We start from the raw sequence: 16988 nt of genomic DNA on the forward strand, positions 1-16988 counted from the left end.
AAGATCAAAATATTGTTTTATAAGCTTCTTAGTTTCATAACCCAATAAAAAGACCTCTCTCATGAACATAGCATACCTAAATTCAAACGATTATTCATTCTTTTTTGGTGCTCAGGATCAACTTGAACAGTTGATTAAACAATTACAAACAGATAAACATAAAAATTGTGAACATGGTGACATAGAAGATTTTATTAACAAGGAAGGTCAGGAAATTTTAAGACGACTACTGCAGGGCTGGCTAGATTTAAAAGCCGCCAACGAGGAAAAAAGAAGCTGTGTTAACACCGTTTCAGGAGACAAGCTGAATTATGTCCGTACAAACACCCATCGTTCGCTGAATAGTTTGTTTGGTCAGGTCACTGCCACCAGAAATGGTTATAGTCAAAGAAATAAAGACAGTTTATTTCCTATTGATGCTGAACTGAATTTATCAACTAACAGTTACAGTGATGGTATTTATTTCAGAGTGTCTAAAGAAGCCATTCGAGGTTCATTCGATGATGTCGTTGAAAGTATTGATAGTACAACTGCTGGTCATGTGCCCAAAAGACAGTGCCTCAATATAGTGAGAGATGTTGCTCAGGATTTTGAAGGTTTTTATAAGAAAAAACGATTTATTGAACCCGAAAAAACATCAGATTTTCTGGTCTTAACCTTTGATGGAAAAGGGATAGTTATGCGACCTGAAGGTTTAAGAGAATGCACAAAGAAAAATGCCCAGAAGAATAAGAAGCTCAAAAGTCGTCTGAGTCAGGGAGAGAAAAAAGACCGAAAACGTATGGCACAAGTGGCTGCCGTTTATACCGTACAATCTCATATTCGTGCTGCTGAATCTATTATGAAAGTAGCAGAAGATGATAATGTCGTTCCTTTTCGAACCCCATTAGAAATAAGCGGGTTTGGGCGAGTGTTGAGCGAGAGGCAGAAACTGTTATTGAGGAAGCATTTCAGGAAGCACTACAAAGAGATCCAAAACAAAAGAGGGAATGGGTTATTTTAATTGATGGTTTACCTCACCAGATCAAACTCATCAAAAAAAAGTGATGAAGAAACTGAGCATCAAAGCAACTATTGTAATGGACTTTATCCATGTCTTGGAATATCTCTGGAAAGCAGCTTGGTGCTTCTTTGATAAAGGTGACGAAGCGGTTGAGGAATGGATAGCTGAAAGAGCAGTCAAAATACTTAATGGCCATTGTTCACAAGTAGCCAAAGGGATCAGACTCAGTGCCACAAGACGGAAAATAGAAAGTAGAGAAAATATTGATAAATGTGCTGATTATTTACTAAAAATAAAGAGCGGTTGCAGTATGGCATCGCATTAAAAGCGGGTTATCCTATTGCCAGTGGCGTTATTGAAGGTGCATGCCGTCACCTCATTAATGACCGACTTGATATAACCGGTGCTCGTTGGAGTCTGCAGGGAGCAGAAGCAGTATTGAAATTACGCTCACTAAAATCCAGTGGTGACTTTGAAATGTATTGGAAGTTTTATAAGAAAATGTCAAAAAAAAGAAATTATGATTTTTTAGAGGTTAACAACTTTGGGCAATGAATTTTGTCGTTTTAAAGGAACTACACCCTATTGATTTTTGGTAATGGCCAGACTGAGCAAGATGACCGGGATAATGCCGGTCATCACAATCATGATAGCAGCACTGGATGCATCGGCAAGGCGTTCATCGGCGGCTAATTCATAGGCGTGTACGGCAAGGGTATTGAAGTTAAAGGGTCGTAGCAAGAGCGTTGCCGGGAGTTCTTTTAACACATCAACAAATACCAGCAAAATAGCAGTGAGCAAAGTGGTTCTCATGATGGGAATATGGACTTTTTTGAGTACTTGAAATGGAGTAAAGCCCATGGAGCGAGCCGCATCATCCATTGAGGGTTTTATTTTCCCAAGTGATGATTCAACTGAGCCGACGGACACCGCTAAAAAACGCACTAGATAGGAAAAAACTAGGGCAAATAAAGTCCCGGAGAATATCAGTCCTGTGGAAAAATCAAACTGGCTTCTAGACCAGTCATCAACGGTATTATCCAACCAGGCAAAGGGGATGACCACACCAATGGCGATGACAGTACCGGGAATGGCATAGCCCATAGAAGCGATACGCACCATTAAACGAATAAAGGGGGTGTTTTTTAAGCGCTGGCCATAGCCCATAAACAATGCCAGCATTAAGGCCAGTAATGATGTCACTAAGGCTAAGGAAAGGCTATTGGCGACCAGAGCATAAAAGTCACTATTGATCATTTCATCAGCCGTTTCTATGGTCCAGATCAGTAATTGAGTAAAAGGTAGGCCAAAACCCAGTATCAGTGGAATCGCACAGGCAGTCGAAGCTAACCAGGCTTGTTTAGGTGAAAGTTTAATGCGTCGGGCATGTGCTTGGCGACCAATTTGTTGATGATATTGTGCCTGACGACGAGAAAAGCGTTCCATCAGAATCAGTATAAAGACAAATACCAATAGTGTTGAAGCCAGTTGCGAGGCAGCAGCGGTATCGCCCAGACCAAACCAGGTGCGAAAAATTCCCGTGGTAAAGGTGGCAACACCAAAATATTCAACCGTGCCAAAGTCGGCTAAGGTTTCCATTAATGCCAAAGATAGGCCAGTGATAATAGCTGGTCGTGCCATCGGCAAGGCAATGGCAAAAAAACTTTTCCAGGGCCCCATGCCCAAGGAACGACTGGCTTCTAGGGTAGTGCTAGATTGTTCCAGAAAAGCTGCCCGAGTGAGTAGATAAACATAAGGATAAAGTACCAGCGACAGCATCATCATAGCCCCGCCCAAAGAACGTATTTCGGGAAACCAATAATCCCTAGGCCCCCAGCCAAATAACTCTCTGAGAAATGTTTGCAAAGGTCCGGAAAAATCTAACATGCCGGTATAGGTATAAGCAATAATATAGGCGGGTACGGCCAAGGGGAGCAATAGTGCCCATTGAAAGAATTTACGCCCGGGGAACTCACAAATACTGGTGAGCCAGGCGGTGGTGATGCCAATGCTTAAGGTGCCAACACTGACGCCGAGCATTAATAATAATGAATTACTGACATAATCAGCCAGTACCGTATCAACTAGGTGTTGCCAGACATCATTGCTGCCCTGAAAGACAAAACTGGTGACGGTGATAACGGGGATAGCAAATAGCAGGCTAATAAAAATTATCCCGAGTTGCCAACGATCAAAGAAGTGCTTGATTAAGTTTTTCAAAGTCGTCTATGAGTTACTTCCAGCCTGCACGATCCATAATCTTAACCGCTTCGGCATTATTCACACCTAATTGATTTAAATTAATGGTATCGGCTTTAAATTCCCCCCAACTTTGCAGTAATTCACTGGCAGGCACGTCCTTGCGTATGGGGTATTCGAAATTGGCATCAGCATACCAGCGTTGTGATGCTTTACTGGCGAGAAACTCAATGAGTTTTTGTGCATTGGCAGCGTTTTTAGCATATTTGGTGACGGCTGCACCGCTGACATTGACGTGAGCGCCACGATCATTTTGGTTGGGCCAGAAAATCGCCATGGCGGCAGCAGCTTTTTTCTGATCGGCTTTTTTCCCCTTGATCATTTTGCCAAAATAATAGGTATTGGCAATGGCAATATCACATTGACCGGAAGCTGCACCTTTTATCTGGTCTCGATCACCACCCTTGGGCTTGCGGGCAAAGTTAGCAACGAACCCATTGGCCCATTGCTGCGTTTTTTCCGCACCATCTGCTGCTAGCATTGAAGCGACTAAGGATTGGTTGTAAATATTGTTGGATGAACGGATACAGATACGATCTTTAAATTGTGGTTCTGCAAGGGCTTCATAAGTGGATAGTTCTTTAGGATCTACGATGCCTTTAACATAAAAAATAGGTCGAGCACGCATGGACAGGCCATACCAATAGCCTTCGGGATCACGTAAATTGGCTGGGATAGCCTGATTTAATGTCTCAGATTGAATGGCTTGTAGAACACCCGCTGCTTTAGCGCGGTATAAACGTCCGGCATCGGTGGTGATAAATACATCGGCATGGGTATTTTTGCCCTCAGATTTAATGCGTTGCAATAAAGCATCAGCCTTGCCGGTGATTAAATTCACCTTAATGCCGGTTTGTTGGCTAAAAATATCTACGATGGGTTTAATTAAGGCTTCTTTGCGAGCTGAATATAAATTAACCTCGGCTGTTTGCGCCCCGGCATTTTGCACAAAGAGTGCTTGAGAAAATGTGCTGATGCTTGCCAGTAATAAGATGTTGATCGTTTTTTTGCTAATGGAAAACATAATATCGAACCTGCTTCTAAAATAAATGATCGAATTTTATACAAACAGGCATCTAATTGCAAATGATAATGTTTATCGTTTGCAATTACTTTGATCTAAATCAAATTAGGGGGGATTTCTATTTCTTATAATCGTAAACTAGTGACTTTCTACGCTTATGCTGTAAATTTGATACAAAAAGAGAGCAAATGAGAACATGAATGATGTGCCGTCTTCTACGCTGGTCATTTCCAATACCGTGACCCTGTCAAATAATGAAATTGAAATGAATTGCATTCGAGCTCAGGGTGCAGGGGGGCAACATGTTAATAAAGTCTCAACTGCTGTGCATCTGCGCTTTGATATTCGTGCCTCTTCCTTGCCTGAAATATATAAAGAAAAATTACTGGCCTATAAAGATCATCATATTACAGCGGATGGAGTGATTATTATTAAGGCGCAACGCTTTCGTTCACAGGATAAAAACAAAGAAGATGCTCGACAGCGTTTGCTTGAAATTATCAAAAAAGCCATGAAAACAGAGAAAAAAAGACGTCCCACCAAGGCCACACGAGGCTCGAAATTGCGTCGAATGGACAAGAAAACAAAGCAGGGTCAACAGAAAAAGTTACGCCGTAAAGTGGCTTATTAAGTAAAAAAGTGAGCAAAAAAAATGAGTTGCTCGGTTTTGCAAAAAACGGTATCATGTGCGCTCGACGCATAGTCCATATGGGAGAGAATGATGTTTAGCTAAGCAATTGCTCGCTAAATCAGTCATCACCGAAGGCGCAACTCACCCGGAAACGCTCAGGTTTCAGAACTGTATGGCTTAGGTATATATGCCTATGATTATCATAGATATATATACCTCGTTGACTCTGGAGAGAGATGGTTCTTAATCCACCGAAGGGGCTCAAGCTCTCAGGTAATTGGACAGAGGGGTGCTTTTTTAGCGCTGATTTTGCAATCGCACGCGGTAAAAAATAGGTCACGTATTTTACACTCACGTATTTTACACTCACGTATTTTACACATTGATACGCTATGATGCGCATTATAATACAAACAGTGACCTTAAAAAGCACCTGAGTAAAATTCAGTTTAGAATTAATACTCTATTTTCAGTCAATAGGCCGGGCTAGTAATGACAAACGATCCACAACTTAAAAATAACATCACCAAGCCACACCAAGCCAAGCTTCACCAGCAAGGCACGGTCACACCTGCACAGCGTTTTATCCCTATTTTTGATCATTCCGATAAGCCAAATGGCTCTCGTATGCCTAGCTATATTCGTCAGGCACTCACGAGTAAAACTAATTTTTCCTCAACGGCTGCCAGCGTTCATGAAAACAAACTAGTGACCGTGTGCGAAGAAGCGCATTGTCCTAATATGAATGAATGTTGGAATCGCGGCACTGCAACCTTTATGTTGCTTGGCGACACCTGTACTCGTGCCTGTGGCTTTTGTGCGGTAAAAACCGGCAAGCCGGATAAGGTCGATCAGACCGAACCGGCTCGTATTGCGCAGGCGGTGGCTGAAATGGCCTTGGATTTTGTGGTACTGACTTCCGTGAACCGTGATGAACTGTCTGATGGCGGGGCGACTATTTTTGCTGAAACACTGACTGAATTGCGTAAAATGGATGACGCAATCGGGGTAGAGTTTCTGACCCCTGACTTTAGAAACTGTCAGGAAAAAGCCGTTGATATTATTACGCAAGCCCTAGAAACAGCCCCTTATTCACCTGATGGCACTCATACAAAAGATACCCGCTTAATCTGGGGACACAATATAGAAACCGTGCCTTCATTGTATAAAGAAGTACGTAAGGGCAGTAAATATCAGCGCTCCTTAGATATGTTGCGCTTAGCCGCTGAGGTGGCGCGAGTAGAAACCAAATCCTCAATTATTTTGGGCTTGGGTGAAAGCGAAGATGAAGTGTATCAGGTGATGCAGGATTTACGGGCTAATCAGGTGAGTCGTATTGCTTTGGGACAATATTTACGTCCCACGCGATATCATTTGCCGGTGAAAAAATATTTACCTCTAGAACAATTTGCTACTTATGAAGTCATGGCTAAGGAGCTAGGCTTTAGCTGGGTAAAATCCGGCCCAATGGTACGCTCTTCTTACCATGCGGAAGATTAGCCGTTTCTACGGTACTATTTGAATGAATATAATAATTAACTAAACAACCAAAGAAAGCGAAGACCAAACTATGACTGATTCTACTGCGCAAGAGACACTGAAAGAAACGCCGATTATCAAGGCGCACCAAGATATGGGTGCTAAGCTGGTTGATTTTGGCGGCTGGAATATGCCCATTCATTATGGTTCACAAATTGATGAACATCATCAGGTGCGTCAGGATGCCGGTATGTTTGATGTTTGTCACATGACCATTGTTGACTTACGTGGCTGTGAAGTTGTGGCCTATTTGGCGAAATTATTAGCCAATGATGTGGCTAAAATTGCCGATAAACCCGGCAAGGCACTCTATAGTTGTATGCTCAATAATAACGGTGGGGTGATTGATGACCTTATCATTTACTCAATGGATACCGCCTGGGTAAGAGTCATTGTTAACTCATCTACCCGTGTTAAGGATCTCGCCTGGATGCGTACTCAAATTGGTAACATGGCGGTTGATTTAGAAGAACGTCATGATCTGGCAATGATTGCTGTGCAGGGGCCTAATGCTCGTGCACTCGCAGGCAAAGCGCTGGGCGATGATATTGCTGGTGGTGAAGCTTTAAAACCGTTCAATGCCTTATTAATTAATGCCGGTGCAGACAATGAACGCTTTGTTGCACGTACGGGCTATACCGGTGAAGACGGTTATGAAATTGTTTGCCCTAACGATCAAGCAGAAGCCATGTGGCGTCAACTCGAAGCCGTAGGCATCAAGCCCTGTGGCTTGGGCGCCAGAGATACCTTACGCTTGGAAGCGGGGATGAATTTATATGGCAATGATATGGATGAAACTCAGTCACCACTGGAAAGCGGACTGAGTTGGACGGTTGACTTTAGCAATGAATCCCGTCAATTTATTGGTCGTGCAGCCTTGGAAAAGCAAAAACAGCAGGGTATAAAATATAAATTTGTTGGCCTGATTTTGCAAGACAAAGGCGTGTTACGTGCACATCAGGAAGTTATCGTTGATGGCACTGATTTAAGAGGTGAATTGACCAGTGGCAGCTTCTCACCTACCATGCAAAAAGCCATTGGCTTTGCTCGCGTACCACTGGAAGCGAAGGAAACCTGTCAGGTAGCGATTCGTAAAAAACAACTGAATGCACAAATCGTGAAACTACCCTTTGTGCGTAACGGTAAAATATTAGTAAGCTAAACTTACGCTATATAAAAATAGACAATAGTAATAACAACCAGAGAAAGGTAAATAACAATGAGTGATATCCCACAAGAATTAAAATATACAAAATCTCATGAATGGGTTCGTACTGAAGATGATGGCACATTAACTATTGGCATTACCGAACACGCACAGGGCTTGTTAGGTGATATGGTTTTTGTTGAACTGCCTGATATCGGTGATGAATTTGAAGCTGAGCAGGATTGTGCTGTGGTTGAATCAGTCAAAGCGGCATCGGATATTTATTGCCCTATCGAAGGCGAAGTGGTTGCAGTGAATGAAGAGCTAGAAGATTCACCTGAGCAAATCAATGTCAATTCTTATCATGAAGGTTGGTTGTTCCGTATTAGACCTTTTAATGAAAGTCATATCGATAATTTGATGGATCCGGATGCTTATGCAGAACTGGTTGAGTCAGAAGAACACTAGTTTTTAGAGATAGCTTTTAAGCAATAAATATTTGAGATAAAACGATGCCATATATACCCCATACCCCCGACGAAGTGAAGCAAATGCTGGCGACAATTGGTGCGGATTCCATTAATGACTTATTTGATGAAATTCCTCAAGCATTGCGTACCGGCGATGATACCGGACTGGATGCGGTCCCAAAGGGAAAGTCCGAAATGTTGGTGCAACGCTTGTTGTCAGAAAAAGCCATGTTAGACGGCACACCGTTGTGCTTTGCCGGAGGTGGGGCTTATGAACATCATATACCCGCCGCATTATGGGAAATTGCCACCCGGGGTGAATTTTATTCAGCCTACACACCCTATCAGGCCGAAGCCAGTCAGGGCACTTTACAAGTAGTGTATGAATTCCAAAGTATGATGGCCAGTTTGACAGCAATGGATGTCTCTAATGCCTCCTTATACGATGGCGCATCCGGTTTGGCCGAAGCGGTCTTAATGTCGGTGCGTGCTAATCGTAAGGCAAAGTCTAAACGTATCCTAATGCCTAAAAATGTGTCACCGGTATATCGTCAAGTGGTGGAAACCATTGTCAGCAATCAGGGCATTACCCTGGAATTAATTGATTTTGATAGCAGTACCGGCACTATTGATATGAGCAAATTAACAGCACAAAGCGAACCTTTTGCTGCCCTAGTTATTCCTCAGCCAAACTATCTGGGACATCTTGAAGATGTACATACTTTGACCGACTGGGCGCATGAAAATGGTGGCCTGGTCATTGCCCAAGTCAACCCAATCGCATTGGCTTTATTAGAAGCGCCGGGTAATTGGGGTGAGAAGGGCGCTGATATTGCCATTGGAGAAGCACAGCCTTTGGGCGTGCCCTTGGCATCAGGTGGCCCCTATATCGGCTTTATTACCTGTAAGCAAAAACTGGTACGTCAATTACCGGGTCGTATTGTGGGACGCACAGTAGACTTGGATGGCAAGCCAGGTTTTTCTTTGACCCTGCAAGCCCGTGAGCAGCATATTCGTCGCTCCAAAGCGACTTCAAATATTTGTACTAACCAAGGTTTGATGGCCACAGCAGCGACGCTCTATGTTGCTTTTCTTGGTACGGACGGCCTGCAAAAAGTGGCGGCTTCCTGCATCGCTAATACCCAGAGTTTGCTCACCCAAGTGGAAAAAATTAAGGGTGTGACTTTGCCCTTTAGTAGTAGTGTCTTCCATGAGTTTGTTATCTCTCTCGATGTGGATGTTGATAAGGTGCTGGAATATCTGGCAGAAGAAGACATTGTCGGTGGTATTAATGTCTCGAAAGATTTTGCGGCTGATGCCGGTGCAGATAATTTATTACTGATTTGTGTGACTGAAACTAAAACTGCGGAAGAGTTAAGTCTTTTTGCTGAATCCTTAGCGCACGTGATGAACAGTCTCAGAGAGTTGGCTGCTATAGGGGGGAACAATAATGACTAAACGTATCGTTGAACAGCAGGGCGAACCACTTATTTTTGAACGCTCTGATGAAAATCGTCGTAGTTCTTCACTGGCACCGAATGTTGATGTGGCTGAAATTTGTAAAAGCCTGCCTGCACATTTGCAAAGAAAGCAAAAACTACAACTGCCTCAAGTGGGTGAGTTGCAAGTCGTGCGTCACTATACGCGCTTATCACAAAAGAACTTCTCCATTGATACGCACTTCTATCCATTAGGCTCTTGTACCATGAAGTATAATCCTCGTGCCTGTAATACTCTGGCGCAATTGCCGGGTATTATTGGTCGTCATCCCATGGCACATCCTTCCCTGAGTCAGGGCATTATGAGCTGTATGTATGACTTGCAAAATATGCTGATGGAAGCCACCGGCATGAAGCAGGTTTCCCTGACCCCGATGGCGGGTGCGCAAGGTGAATTTGCCGGTGTCGCCATGATACGCGCCTATCATGATCATAATAAAGATACTGAACGCTGTGAAATTATTGTGCCTGATGCGGCGCATGGCACTAATCCAGCCACAGCGGTCATGTGTGGTTACAAGGTGAGGGAAATTCCCACCAATGATCAGGGTGATATTGATATTGCAGCATTGGAAAAAATCATTGGCCCACAAACAGCAGGTATCATGCTGACCAATCCTTCCACTTTGGGTGTTTTTGAACGAAAAATTAAGCTTATTGCCGACATGATCCACAAGGCCGGTGGCCTATTGTATTATGATGGTGCTAACTTAAATGCCATTTTAGGTAAGGTGAAGCCCGGTGATATGGGCTTTGATGTGATTCACATGAATCTGCATAAAACCTTTTCTACACCGCATGGTGGTGGTGGTCCCGGTGCCGGTCCAGTAGGTGTTAGTGAGCGCTTACAACCTTTCTTACCTGTACCAATGGTGGCTCATGATGATAAAAAAGGCTATTATTGGGTCACAGAAAAAGAATTGCCTCTGACCATTGGCCACCTTTCAGCCTGGATGGGGAATATCGGTGTACTGTTACGTGCCTATATTTATGCCTTGTTATTAGGCCGTGATGGCATGGAGCGGGTTTCAGAATATGCGACTTTAAATGCTAACTATTTATTAAAACGTCTTGCCGATGCAGGCTTTGAAATTGCCTTCCCTGAACGCCGGGCAAGTCATGAATTTATCTTGACATTACGCAAGGAAACCAAAGAATATGGTACCAATGCCATGGACTTTGCTAAGCGTTTATTAGATTATGGTTATCATGCGCCGACGACTTATTTTCCATTATTAGTACCAGAATGTTTCTTAATTGAACCAACAGAAACAGAAAGTCGTGATGATTTGGATGCCTTTGTCGAAACGATGATAAAAATTAAAGCAGAGGCAATGGAATCGCCTAATTTGTTAAAAGAAGCTCCCTTTGAGCTACCTGTACGACGTTTAGATGATGTCAAAGCAGCCAGAGAGCTGGACTTAAACTTTTATTACCAAGAATAATTAAGTGACCGTAGGGTGGGCACGCTTTTTGTGCCCACGCTGAAAGAGTGCATACAAGGTATGGCGTCTGCGTGGGCAGATAAAGCCATGCCCACCCTACTGTTTTATATTGTTAAAAATTAGGTATCGACCAAAATGAAACCAGGTAAAACCGGGATTGCTCGCATCATTGATGCGGGTGGCTATTCAATGCAGGGATTTGCAGCAGCGTTTAAACATGAAGCGGCATTTCGTGAAGAATTATTTCTTTGCATTGTGTTATTACCCCTAGCAATCTGGCTGGGTGATAGTGGCCTAGAATCAGCGCTAATGATTGCGAGTTTGTTCATTGTCTTAATTGTTGAAATTTTAAATTCAGCCATTGAAGCCGTAGTGGATCGGGTTGGCTCAGAAATGCATGAACTCTCTGGCCGCGCCAAAGACATGGGCTCGGCAGCGGTCTTTTTAGCCCTAAGCAATGTCGTTGTTGTTTGGGGACTGATTTTATTTTTTAATTGATATATTGTAACTATTTAATAAGTTTATAAGGAATTTTATGACAGCTCTAATTTGTGGCTCGTATGCATTTGATCATATTATGGTTTTCCCCGATCGTTTTAAAAATCATATTTTACCAGACAAAATTCACATGCTCAATGTGTCTTTTTTAGTGCCGGATATGCGTCGTGAATTTGGTGGCTGTGCGGGGAACATTGCTTATACACTTAATTTACTCGGTGGTGATGTGACACCGATGGCCACTATCGGTTCTGACTTCGCCCCCTATGCTGCCTGGATGGATAAGTGCGGTATCACGCGTGAATATGTGACTGAAATCGAAACCAGTTATACGGGGCAGGCTTTTATTACCACCGATCAGGATGATAACCAGATCACTGCTTTTCATCCTGGTGCAATGAGTGATTCACACAACAACAAAGTCACTGATGCCAAGGGAGTAAGCATCGGTATTGTTTCTCCGGATGGCCGTGATGGCATGATTGAACATGCGCGTCAGTTTAAAGAAGCTGGCATTCCTTTTATTTTCGATCCCGGTCAGGGCATGCCAATGTTTGGTGAAGATGATCTTAAGCTGTTTTTAGAGCAGGCAACCTGGCTGACGGTCAATGATTATGAAATGCAAATGTTTTTAGACAAAACCGGTATGTCACCTGCAGAAGTGGCAGCTCAGGTTGAAGCATTGATAATTACTCGTGGTGGGGAAGGTGCTGAAATCGTCACTAAAGATAAGAATATAATGATTCCTGTCGTTATCGCTAAGGAAATTAAGGATCCGACGGGTTGTGGTGATGCTTTTCGCAGTGGTCTTTTATATGGTTTGATGAATGATTTAGACTGGGAAATAACCGGGCGTATCGCTAGTTTATTAGGTTCAATTAAAATTGAACAGCATGGCACACAGAATCATAATTTTACCATGGATGAATTTAAAACACGTTTTCAGTCTGAGTTTAATATGAATTTTTAAGTGTTGCCAGGGGTTAATCCGTTAATAAAAGGCTTTCTTTTTCTTGATATGCTTCATGAATTTTCTTTGAAAGAATACTGGAAAACCCGAATTTATTTCGGGTTTTTTAGTATTTCATTTTGTATTTTTATTGCTATAACGCTTTATATATAGCACATAATTCAATCACTCTCTTTTTGTAACGCTTTATTTATGACTTTGGTTTTTTGTGATAAAAATCAATAAAAACTGCCTTTTATATTAAAAATGTCATACCTGTACTACAAAACTAAAATTAAAATAGCAATTTTTTATTTTTCGTATTGCATAAATAAATTGATAAGCGTATAAATAAAAATTACTAAGCAGTTGTGTGCTTTGATGTAGTGATGTTATTTGTTGTAGTGAAAGAGTGTAGTAAATGACGAGGACGTCATTTAATTGCTGCAATTATTACAGTCGTTAAAATTAAATACGGTTATTTTTATTTGTAAGGGATCTAAAAATGGAAAAACGTGAAGTAGGAACAGTTAAATGGTTCAATAATGCCAAAGGCTTTGGTTTTATTGTGCTCGAAGAACATGAGGATATCTTTGTTCATTTTCGCTCGATTCGTGGTGAGGGCTATCGCACTCTGAAACAGGGTTCAGATGTTGAGTTTAGTCTGACCACTGGACAAAAAGGCCTACAGGCTGAAGATGTTATTTCTTTGACTGAGTCGCACTAAATCCAAAGTAATTTAGCTGTTGGTTGAGCATTTGGGACAGATCAAATAAGCTATTTATCTTTATTGGTAGGATGTGGTGAGTGCAACGAACCGCATCAAAAACGTCTATTCAAAGCAATTGATGCGGTTCGTTCCTCACCACATCCTACATCTGAAGTGTAAAGCAGGTTGAGCGTTCTCAGCCTTTTTATCAGAGCTTATTATTTTTTCGTTATTTGAATGCGAGCTCTGATTTCTAAAATTTTCAGTCTAGAACCTAAGCTAGCAGTCATATCTGTGCTATCATTAGCCTTTTGAAATTCCCGCCTAAAAGAGCTGATTATATGAGCAATGAACTCGCTTCCGTTTACCTGAAAAAAGGTCAGGATCGTCGATTAAACCAAGGCCATCTCTGGGTCTATAGCAATGAAATCGATACCCAGAAAACCTCTCTAAAAAGCTTTACTGCCGGTGAACAAGTGATTGTTCATAGTCAAACAGGCAAGCCTTTAGGCATTGCTTATATTAATCCCCACTCCTTGATCAGTGCGCGTTTTATCAGTCGAAATACCTCGGTATTGCTGGATCGCTCTTTGTTTGTGCACCGTATTAAAATAGCCCTGTCTTTACGAGAGCGCTTATTTGCTAAGCCCTATTATCGGCTAATCTTTGGCGAAAGTGATTTACTGCCCGGTGTGGTGGTGGATCGTTTCAATGATATTCTGGTCGTGCAGATCACTACAGCCGGTGTGGAGCAACAACGAGAAGCATTAATTGAAGCGCTGGAAAAAGTGCTCAAGCCGAGAGTTATTTTGCTGCGCAATGATGTCAAAATGCGTGAGCTAGAAGGCCTAGAACTTTATAATGAAGTGATTGTAGGCAATTTGTCCGGCCTAACAACCATTGAAGAAAATGACACCCTATTTCAAGTAGATATACAAAAAGGCCAAAAAACCGGCTGGTTTTATGATCATCGTATGAACCGCGCCCGGGTACAGCAATATGCGCAGGGTAAGCGAGTCTTGGACTTATTTTCTTATGTCGGAGCCTGGGGACTTGCTGCTGCCAAAGCCGGTGCCAGTGAAGTATTTTGTGTTGATGCCTCAGAACAAGCCTTGGATTGGTTAGATGCCAGTGCGGCCATGAATGATTTTAATAATATTACCAGTATTCAGGGCAATGTCTTTGATGTCTTGAAACACCTGCGCAATGAAAGAGAAAAATTTGATATCGTCATTGTTGATCCCCCGGCCTTTATTAAACGCAAAAAAGATTATAAAGAAGGTTTAAATGCCTATCGCCGGGTGAATCAGATGGCGATGCAACTTTGTACCCGTGATGCCATACTGGTTAGCGCTTCATGCTCCCATCACTTGCCTGCAGAAACACTGGTGCAACAAATTCAGGGTGCTGCGCGTCATTTAGATCGCTTTGCGCAGATTTTAGAGCAGGGACATCAAAGCCCCGATCATCCTATTCACCCTGCATTACCTGAAACGGCCTATATTAAATCCTTTCTATCCAGAGTGACGCCCACCTAATGATTGCTTATCCAGAAATTGATCCGGTTGCTTTAGCTGTCGGGCCATTAAAAATTCATTGGTATGGTATTACCTATTTGGTGGCCTTTGCCGGCTTTTGGTTGTTTGCCCGTCTCAAAAGCAAGCAAAAGCACGTTAACTGGACTTATGTGCAAATTGACGACTTGTTATTTTATGGCGCTTTAGGTGTGGTGCTCGGTGGGCGTATTGGTTATACCCTATTTTATAATTGGGACTATTTTATTCATGATCCACTGATTTTATTTCAGGTACAAAAAGGTGGAATGTCATTCCACGGTGGCTTGTTAGGCGTTTTGGCTGCCATGTGGTTGTTTGCTCGCAAAAATAACAAAACTTTTTTTACGGTAACGGATTTCATTGCAGTCATGGTGCCCTTTGGCTTGGCTGCAGGACGTATTGGCAACTTTATTAATGCCGAATTATGGGGCAGACCCACTGATCTGCCCTGGGCGATGATATTCCCAACCGACCCTTTAGGCTTGCCTCGTCATCCCTCAATGTTGTATGAATTCTTTTTAGAAGGGATTTTATTATTTATTATTCTCTGGTTTTATTCCGCTAAGCCAAGGCCGCGCAGGGCTGTATCGGGTTTATTCTTAGTGCTTTATAGTCTATTTCGTTCTCTGGTAGAATTTGTCCGCCAGCCTGATGCACACATGGGTGATAAAGGCTTTATTGCCCAGGAATGGCTGACCATGGGTATGATTTTATCGTTCCCGATGTTGTTATTAGGCCTGTATTTAATCTGGTCTGCTTATAGAGGGGAGAAAAATGCATAAAAAAATGGCGATTATTGCCACTAAAGGTACTTTGGATTGGGCTTATCCGCCCTTTATTCTCAGTTCAACAGCAGCGGCTCTCGGCTATGATGTAGAAATATTTTTCACCTTTTATGGTTTAAAATTATTACAAAAGAATTTAGATTTAGAGGTTTCGTCATTAGGTAACCCCGGTATGCCGATGCCATTTCCTTTGCCGGTTTTAGTACAGGCCTTGCCGGGCATGCAGCATTTTATGACCAGTATGATGAAGAAAAAAATGGAGGATAAGGGCGTCGCACCATTGGATGAATTACGACAACTTTGTCTAGAGGCAGATGTTAAATTTATTGCTTGTCAGATGACTGTAGATTTATTTGAAATGGATATTAATACGTTTATTGATGAGGCATCTTACGCCGGGGCGGCAGCATTTTTTAGCTTTGCGGGGGATTCGGATATAGCGCTTTATATCTAATGGATTAAAACTTGAATCTATTGTCAAAAATGAGATGAACACTCATTTTTGGCAATGTCATTTGGAGCTTTACTTACATGTACAAAGATTGAGTACAAGTTGAATCGTTAGACTCTTCGAAGTAACTCGCTGCACCAACAAACTCAATACCGTCAATGAAATCAGCCTGATCAAAGCCAAACAAATCCACTGTCATCTGACAAGCAAGGAATTTAACTTCTGCTTCCTGACATAAATCACGTAACTCTTCTAATGGTGCTACACCAGTGTTCTTGATGGTTTTCTTCATCATTGTCGTGGCAAAAGTCTCAATGCCAGGAATCTGCCATACGATGTTAGGTATTTTAGGTGCCCAGTCGATGCTTCTGAACCAGCTTGGTCCCATAGGCATTTTCATTGGCATATCAGGGTTACCAATAGGAGAGACTTTTAATGAACTGGTGTCTTTTAATAAGAGTCTCAGACCATAAAAGGTAAAAAAGATTGAGACATCTTTACCTAGCGCTGCTGCAGTACTGGCTAGAATGAAAGGAGGATAACCCCAGTCCAATGTACCTTTAGTTGCGATAATGGTTAATTTGGTATTCGAATTTTTTGACATCTATATATCTCCAAGGGCAATAAGTATCATATTATAATAAAATAAATCTATAAGTTTCTTATAGTGGAATACCCCAGTCTACCATTGTTCAAACTCTGTAGCAAAAAAATGGCTTTTTTCATGTATTTTAATTGTTTTTTTCAATAATTTATTCTACGTAAAATCTGTTATTTAGTGTTTTCCTGGACTACAATTTATTTGTAACGTGAGGATAGCGTGTGATGGCCAAGAAGTGCGTATGAATGGGATTATTCAAAAGCCCATAAAAAAAGAAAAAATAGCCAATATTATGAACATTCTCTTCCCTCAAGCGTAATTTTTCACTATTTTAAGGCAAATAACTGCTTTTCTCTGATCTTCGTCAATTCACTTTGCGACTAATTATATTTTAATAACAGTCAGAAAGCGGATTTAAGAGA

At 42.0% G+C, this 16988-nt stretch carries 15 protein-coding genes, 1 pseudogene and 2 riboswitches; of the genes and pseudogenes, 13 read left to right on the plus strand and 3 right to left on the minus strand.

Features of this window, described 5'->3' with window-relative positions; translation table 11 throughout:
* Positions 1-61 precede the first annotated feature (61 nt).
* A pseudogene (locus tag JEU79_RS17245) lies at positions 62-1558 on the plus strand (ISKra4 family transposase).
* A gap of 27 nt (positions 1559-1585) precedes the next feature.
* Here the strand turns inward: JEU79_RS17245 and JEU79_RS17250 are convergent.
* Both JEU79_RS17250 and JEU79_RS17255 read right to left on the minus strand, forming a co-directional pair.
* The gene (locus tag JEU79_RS17250) at positions 1586-3223 is read right to left on the minus strand and encodes an ABC transporter permease (RefSeq protein ID WP_246540366.1); all 1638 of its coding nucleotides are present in this window, start codon (positions 3221-3223) and stop codon (positions 1586-1588) included.
* A gap of 13 nt (positions 3224-3236) precedes the next feature.
* Entirely contained in the window at positions 3237-4286 is a 1050-nt protein-coding gene (locus JEU79_RS17255; RefSeq protein ID WP_198265097.1) for a Fe(3+) ABC transporter substrate-binding protein, read from the minus strand.
* A gap of 196 nt (positions 4287-4482) precedes the next feature.
* Between JEU79_RS17255 and arfB the strand changes: the two genes are divergently transcribed.
* From arfB to dsrE2 (JEU79_RS17315), 12 genes are all read left to right on the plus strand, one after another.
* The gene (gene arfB / locus JEU79_RS17260; RefSeq protein ID WP_198265098.1) at positions 4483-4917 is read left to right on the plus strand and encodes an alternative ribosome rescue aminoacyl-tRNA hydrolase ArfB; all 435 of its coding nucleotides are present in this window, start codon (positions 4483-4485) and stop codon (positions 4915-4917) included.
* 68 nt (positions 4918-4985) lie between these two features.
* Positions 4986-5098, plus strand: a riboswitch (glycine riboswitch).
* 35 nt (positions 5099-5133) lie between these two features.
* Positions 5134-5212: riboswitch (glycine riboswitch) on the plus strand.
* Between the two features lie 197 nt (positions 5213-5409).
* Positions 5410-6417 (plus strand): lipoyl synthase, encoded by a 1008-nt coding sequence (gene lipA, locus JEU79_RS17265; protein WP_198265099.1) that lies wholly within the window; start codon positions 5410-5412, stop codon positions 6415-6417.
* 70 nt (positions 6418-6487) lie between these two features.
* The gene (gene gcvT, locus JEU79_RS17270; RefSeq protein WP_198265100.1) at positions 6488-7618 is read left to right on the plus strand and encodes a glycine cleavage system aminomethyltransferase GcvT; all 1131 of its coding nucleotides are present in this window, start codon (positions 6488-6490) and stop codon (positions 7616-7618) included.
* Positions 7619-7675: 57 nt separating this feature from the next.
* Positions 7676-8071, plus strand: coding sequence for a glycine cleavage system protein GcvH (gene gcvH / locus JEU79_RS17275; protein ID WP_198265101.1), 396 nt, complete (start codon positions 7676-7678; stop codon positions 8069-8071).
* Between the two features lie 44 nt (positions 8072-8115).
* Positions 8116-9531, plus strand: a complete 1416-nt coding sequence (gene gcvPA, locus JEU79_RS17280; RefSeq protein ID WP_198265102.1) for an aminomethyl-transferring glycine dehydrogenase subunit GcvPA — start codon at positions 8116-8118, stop codon at positions 9529-9531.
* Positions 9524-11017 carry an aminomethyl-transferring glycine dehydrogenase subunit GcvPB gene (gene gcvPB / locus JEU79_RS17285; protein WP_198265103.1) on the plus strand — a complete coding sequence of 498 codons (1494 nt, stop codon included), beginning with the start codon at positions 9524-9526 and terminating at the stop codon, positions 11015-11017. The genes gcvPA and gcvPB overlap by 8 nt, the downstream gene beginning before the upstream one ends.
* 135 nt (positions 11018-11152) lie before the next feature.
* On the plus strand, positions 11153-11515 hold the full coding sequence (locus tag JEU79_RS17290) for a diacylglycerol kinase (RefSeq protein ID WP_198265104.1): 363 nt from the start codon (positions 11153-11155) through the stop codon (positions 11513-11515).
* Positions 11516-11552: 37 nt separating this feature from the next.
* A complete protein-coding gene (locus tag JEU79_RS17295) occupies positions 11553-12485 on the plus strand; it encodes a carbohydrate kinase family protein (protein ID WP_198265105.1) in 933 nt (310 codons plus the stop codon).
* A 484-nt stretch (positions 12486-12969) separates the two neighbouring features.
* Positions 12970-13191, plus strand: coding sequence for a cold-shock protein (locus JEU79_RS17300; protein WP_198265106.1), 222 nt, complete (start codon positions 12970-12972; stop codon positions 13189-13191).
* A 323-nt stretch (positions 13192-13514) separates the two neighbouring features.
* Complete coding sequence (locus tag JEU79_RS17305) at positions 13515-14711, plus strand: class I SAM-dependent rRNA methyltransferase (protein WP_198265107.1); 1197 nt, start codon at positions 13515-13517, stop codon at positions 14709-14711.
* Positions 14711-15511, plus strand: coding sequence for a prolipoprotein diacylglyceryl transferase (gene lgt, locus JEU79_RS17310; protein WP_198265108.1), 801 nt, complete (start codon positions 14711-14713; stop codon positions 15509-15511). The genes JEU79_RS17305 and lgt overlap by 1 nt, the downstream gene beginning before the upstream one ends.
* Positions 15504-15968 carry a sulfur carrier protein DsrE2 gene (dsrE2, locus tag JEU79_RS17315; protein WP_198265109.1) on the plus strand — a complete coding sequence of 155 codons (465 nt, stop codon included), beginning with the start codon at positions 15504-15506 and terminating at the stop codon, positions 15966-15968. Before lgt ends, dsrE2 (JEU79_RS17315) begins: the two co-directional genes overlap by 8 nt.
* A gap of 73 nt (positions 15969-16041) precedes the next feature.
* Here the strand turns inward: dsrE2 (JEU79_RS17315) and dsrE2 (JEU79_RS17320) are convergent, their stop codons facing one another.
* On the minus strand, positions 16042-16569 hold the full coding sequence (gene dsrE2, locus JEU79_RS17320; protein WP_198265110.1) for a sulfur carrier protein DsrE2: 528 nt from the start codon (positions 16567-16569) through the stop codon (positions 16042-16044).
* Positions 16570-16988: the final 419 nt, after the last annotated feature.

Origin of the sequence: sulfur-oxidizing endosymbiont of Gigantopelta aegis (assembly GCF_016097415.1) — a bacterium.
Taxonomy (GTDB): domain Bacteria; phylum Pseudomonadota; class Gammaproteobacteria; order GRL18; family GRL18; genus GRL18.

What these genes read in the sequence shown, in the direction of transcription:
- JEU79_RS17255 (WP_198265097.1), bottom strand. Translation starts at nt 4,286, where the DNA reads ATGTTTTCCATTAGCAAAAAAACGATCAACATCTTATTACTGGCAAGC.
- arfB (WP_198265098.1), top strand. Translation starts at nt 4,483, where the DNA reads ATGAATGATGTGCCGTCTTCTACGCTGGTCATTTCCAATACCGTGACC.
- lipA (WP_198265099.1), top strand. Translation starts at nt 5,410, where the DNA reads ATGACAAACGATCCACAACTTAAAAATAACATCACCAAGCCACACCAA.
- gcvT (WP_198265100.1), top strand. Translation starts at nt 6,488, where the DNA reads ATGACTGATTCTACTGCGCAAGAGACACTGAAAGAAACGCCGATTATC.
- gcvH (WP_198265101.1), top strand. Translation starts at nt 7,676, where the DNA reads ATGAGTGATATCCCACAAGAATTAAAATATACAAAATCTCATGAATGG.
- gcvPA (WP_198265102.1), top strand. Translation starts at nt 8,116, where the DNA reads ATGCCATATATACCCCATACCCCCGACGAAGTGAAGCAAATGCTGGCG.
- gcvPB (WP_198265103.1), top strand. Translation starts at nt 9,524, where the DNA reads ATGACTAAACGTATCGTTGAACAGCAGGGCGAACCACTTATTTTTGAA.
- JEU79_RS17290 (WP_198265104.1), top strand. Translation starts at nt 11,153, where the DNA reads ATGAAACCAGGTAAAACCGGGATTGCTCGCATCATTGATGCGGGTGGC.
- JEU79_RS17295 (WP_198265105.1), top strand. Translation starts at nt 11,553, where the DNA reads ATGACAGCTCTAATTTGTGGCTCGTATGCATTTGATCATATTATGGTT.
- JEU79_RS17300 (WP_198265106.1), top strand. Translation starts at nt 12,970, where the DNA reads ATGGAAAAACGTGAAGTAGGAACAGTTAAATGGTTCAATAATGCCAAA.
- JEU79_RS17305 (WP_198265107.1), top strand. Translation starts at nt 13,515, where the DNA reads ATGAGCAATGAACTCGCTTCCGTTTACCTGAAAAAAGGTCAGGATCGT.
- lgt (WP_198265108.1), top strand. Translation starts at nt 14,711, where the DNA reads ATGATTGCTTATCCAGAAATTGATCCGGTTGCTTTAGCTGTCGGGCCA.
- dsrE2 (WP_198265109.1), top strand. Translation starts at nt 15,504, where the DNA reads ATGCATAAAAAAATGGCGATTATTGCCACTAAAGGTACTTTGGATTGG.
- dsrE2 (WP_198265110.1), bottom strand. Translation starts at nt 16,569, where the DNA reads ATGTCAAAAAATTCGAATACCAAATTAACCATTATCGCAACTAAAGGT.